This is a genomic window from Mesorhizobium sp. WSM4845, from assembly GCF_055811455.1.
Genome location: NZ_JBVVQA010000012.1, coordinates 1 through 3889 on the forward strand (window position 1 = coordinate 1; position 3889 = coordinate 3889).

General features: G+C 64.4%; 5 protein-coding genes. 3 read left to right on the top strand and 2 right to left on the bottom strand.

The window, feature by feature from the left end:
• Window positions 1–254: 254 nt before the first annotated feature.
• From AC0L2C_RS15500 to AC0L2C_RS15510, 3 genes are all read left to right on the top strand, one after another.
• Window positions 255–509: an acyl carrier protein gene (locus AC0L2C_RS15500; RefSeq protein WP_010912831.1), complete on the top strand. Its 255-nt coding sequence runs from the start codon at window positions 255–257 to the stop codon at window positions 507–509.
• 4 nt (window positions 510–513) lie between these two features.
• Window positions 514–1722 carry a beta-ketoacyl-[acyl-carrier-protein] synthase family protein gene (locus AC0L2C_RS15505; protein ID WP_473523749.1) on the top strand — a complete coding sequence of 403 codons (1209 nt, stop codon included), beginning with the start codon at window positions 514–516 and terminating at the stop codon, window positions 1720–1722.
• 88 nt (window positions 1723–1810) lie between these two features.
• Window positions 1811–2515, top strand: coding sequence for a glutathione S-transferase family protein (locus tag AC0L2C_RS15510; RefSeq protein ID WP_473523750.1), 705 nt, complete (start codon window positions 1811–1813; stop codon window positions 2513–2515).
• Window positions 2516–2543: 28 nt separating this feature from the next.
• On the opposite strand, the gene AC0L2C_RS15515 is transcribed toward AC0L2C_RS15510, so the two are convergent.
• The gene (locus AC0L2C_RS15515) at window positions 2544–2930 is read right to left on the bottom strand and encodes a hypothetical protein (RefSeq protein WP_473523751.1); all 387 of its coding nucleotides are present in this window, start codon (window positions 2928–2930) and stop codon (window positions 2544–2546) included.
• Between the two features lie 89 nt (window positions 2931–3019).
• Window positions 3020–3640, bottom strand: coding sequence for a nucleoside triphosphate hydrolase (locus tag AC0L2C_RS15520; protein WP_473523752.1), 621 nt, complete (start codon window positions 3638–3640; stop codon window positions 3020–3022).
• Between the last annotated feature and the right edge of the window lie 249 nt (window positions 3641–3889).

Consider the following 3889-nt stretch of genomic DNA (forward strand, 5'->3'; position numbering starts at 1 on the left):
CCCCCCCCCCCCCCCCCCCCCCCCCCCCCCCCCCCCCCCCCCCCCCCCCCCCCCCCCCCCCCCCCCCCCCCCGGCGGCTTTGTCGACATATAGCTTGTTGCTTGACAACGTTTCGGTTTCTATAGAGGAGCCGTCTTGGTACGGTCACACAACGCCTGGCCGGATAAAAGGCGACGGTGACGGTCTGAACCTGGGGAAAAACGGGCGCCGATCCGTTGGCGCCGGGAAACGACGAGGGTTGGGGAAGGAACCGAATGGCTGACCAGCTGGCAACGGACATCATCGAGAAGATCAAGGCTCATGCCGAGCCGGGTGGCGAAGAGATCACCACCAGCACCGAACTGACCTCGCTTGGCATCCATTCGCTGGAACTGACGGAGATCATCTTCGACCTCGAGGAACAGTATGGCATCGAGATCGAGATGAACACGGTCGACGCCTGGAGCAATCTGAAGAACGTCGGCGACATGGTCGAGGCGGTTCGCGCGCTGATCGCGAAAAAAGCCTGACCGAATGCACAAGCGCGTCGTCATTACCGGCATCGGCGGCCTGTGCGGGCTCGGCACCGACGTGCCGACGATCTGGGGCGAGATGCGCGCCGGCCGTTCGGCCATCGGCCCGATCGTCAATTCGGAGCTGTATGACCTGAAAATCAGGGTCGGCTGCGAAATCAGGACCCTTCCCGAGCACGGCATCGACCGCAAGCAGGCCGTGTCGATGGACCGTTTCAGCCTGTTGGCGACGATCGCCGCGCGCGAGGCCGCGCAACAAGCCGGGCTAAGCTTGCACGCGGCCAACACCTACCGGATGGGCTCCATCGTCGGCGTCGGCGTTTGCGGCTGGGAGGCGATCGAAGAGAGCTATCGCGCCATCCTGCTCGAGGGCAAGAACCGCACCGGCATCTTTACCGTGCCGAAAGTGATGCCGGGCGCTGCGGCCGGCCATGTCAGCATGAATCTCGGCCTTCGCGGGCCGGTCTTCGGCATCACCTCGGCCTGCTCCTCGTCCAATCACGCCATTGCCTCGGCAGTCGACCAGATCAGGCTTGGCCGCGCCGACGTCATGCTCGCCGGCGGCACCGATGCGCCGCTGGTCTGGGGCATCCTGAAAGGCTGGGAGGCGCTGCGGGTGCTGGCGCCCGACACCTGCCGGCCGTTTTCGGCCGATCGCCAGGGCTTGGTGCTCGGCGAAGGCGCCGGCATGGTCGTGCTGGAAACTTTTGAGCATGCCATGGCGCGCGGCGCCACGATCCTTGCCGAAATTGCCGGCGCCGGCCTTTCCGGCGATGCCTCCGACATCGTCGCGCCGACCATCGAAGGGCCGGAGGCGGCGATGCGCTTCTGCCTCGTCGATGCCAGGCTCAACCCGGAGGACATCGACTACGTCAATGCGCATGGCACCGGCACCAAGGCCAACGACCAGATCGAGACGGCGGCGATCAAGCGCGTTTTCGGCGACCATGCCCAAAAACTTTCGATCTCCTCGACCAAATCGATGCATGCCCACTGCCTCGGCGCGTCGGGCGCGCTGGAGCTGATCGCCTGCGTGATGGCGATCCGCGAAGGCATCGTGCCGCCGACAGCCAATTTTCGCGAAACCGACGCCGATTGCGATCTCGACATCACGCCGAATGTGGCGCGCGAGCGCAAGGTGCGCGCGGCGATCAGCAACGGTTTTGCGTTCGGCGGCACCAATGCGGTGCTGGCGTTCAAGGCGGTCTGACGGCAACCGGATCCCCAGCTTCGGCGAGACGCGTCTTGCCACGCGCCACGACGGCGCGCTTGCGCGAAAAAAAATCCCAGGAGTTTCGATGACCGACCTGTCCGCCTTTCCGATCGCCACGCGCTGGCCGGCCAGCCATCCCGGCCGCATCCAGCTCTATTCGTTCCCGACGCCGAACGGGGTAAAAGTGTCGATCGCGCTGGAGGAACTCGGCCTGCCCTACGAGGCGCATGCGGTGAACATCGGCAAGGACGAAAGCTGGACGCCGGAATTCCTGTCGCTGAACCCGAACGGCAAGATCCCGGCGATGATCGATCCAGATGGCCCGGGCGGCAAGCCGATCGGGCTGTTCGAATCCGGCGCCATCCTGCTCTACCTCACCGACAAGACCGGCAGGCTGATCCCGGCCGACCCGGCGCGACGTTACGAAACGATCCAGTGGGTGTTCTTCCAGATGGCCTCGATCGGGCCGATGTTCGGGCAGGTCGGCTTCTTCCACAAATTCGCCGGACGCGAAATCGCCGACAAGCGCCCGCTGGCGCGCTATCGCGACGAATCGCGGCGGCTGATCGGTGTGCTCGAGACGAGGCTGAAGGGCCGCAGCTGGATCATGGACGACGATTACACCATCGCCGATATCTCGATGCTGGGCTGGGTACGCAATCTGATCGGTTTTTACGAGGCAAGGGAACTTGTCGGCTTCGACGATTTTTCCCATGTCGCGGCATGGCTGGAGCGCGGCCTTGCCCGGCCGGCGGTGCAAAGGGGTCTCAGCATCCCCGCTCGCGGCTAGCTCATCGGTCGCAGGCGCCGGGAAGCGGCTATTTTGACTTGGTTTTGGGTTTCGAGCCGCCCTTGCCCATGACGGAAGCGGCGAGGGACGCAGCGGTCTTGGCGGTGGCGACAACTGCGCCGGCGGCGACATTGGCCGTCGTCTTGACGGTGCGCATCGCGCTGTCCGCCATCGAGCCGCCACTTGCCGACTTCCTCGACCTGGCCGGTTTTGCCGTGGTTTTGGCGGCGGTCGGTGTCACTTTCTTCGGTGCTGCCTTGCCAAAACTGGGCTTTGCATCCTTGGAGCGGGCGGCAACGGCCGGGCCAGCGCCGGTCTTCGATTCAGTTGCCTTTGATCCAGTTGCCCTGGATCGAGTTGCCCTGCCCTTGCCGGGCGCAGGCTTTCTTGCCTTGTTTGCCATCGGAGTAGCCATTGGACAGTCTTCCTCATGTCAGCATTATTGCCGTATTCGAGATAACGGCCGGAAAGTCCTAAGGTTCCAGGCCGGGCGGTCCTTGCGAATCAGGGTTGATCGCCAAGCACCAGATCGGCGGGGCGGCGGCGGGCAAGCACACGGTCGATGTTGGGCATGTCGTTGGAAGCGATCCAGGCGCGGGCGTCCTCGTCGGAGCGGCCATGCTCGTGCCATCGCTCGAGCAGCCGGCGCTCGAGCTCGGCGCGCGGCACATCGACAAAGATCGAGAAATCGAACAGCGGCGCCAGCCGCGACCACGGTTCCTCGTCAAGGAGCAAATAATTGCCTTCGACCAGGATGAACTTGGTGTCGGCGGCGATGATCGAAGCGGCCGCGCGCGACAGCTCCATGCTGCGGTCGAACACCGGAATGGCGATGTCGGGCTCGGCGGCGCGGATGCGCTTCAGCAAGGTTTCGAAGCCGGCAAAGTCAAAGGTTTCCGGAGCGCCCTTTCGCGCGCGCAGGCCGCGCTGCTCGAGCACGATATCGTCGTAATGGAAACCGTCCATAGGCACGATTTCGGCCGCGCCTTCCGGCAGCAGCTCATGCAGGCGCGCCGACAGCGTCGACTTGCCGGCGCCCGGAGGGCCGGCGATGGCAACGACAAAGCGCCGCGCCTTGCCGGCGCGCTTGAAGATGGTGGCGGCGAGGTGGGCAATCTCGGACATGGGAGCCTTTCTGGCCTAAGTGTTTTGGATCGCATCTTGGCTATAGTTGGCGGGATTTTCAAACGCGGGATTATTGAAGATCGACCAATTGTCGAGGTCGACGCCGCTGCCCCCTCATCCGGCCGCTTCGCGGCCACCTTCTCCCCGTTGGGGAGAAGAGAGAAGCGTCGGCGCTGGCGATCTCCTCTCCCCTCGGGGAGAGGTCGGATTGCCCCGAATTGCCCTTTGCAATTCGGTTGGCAATCCGGG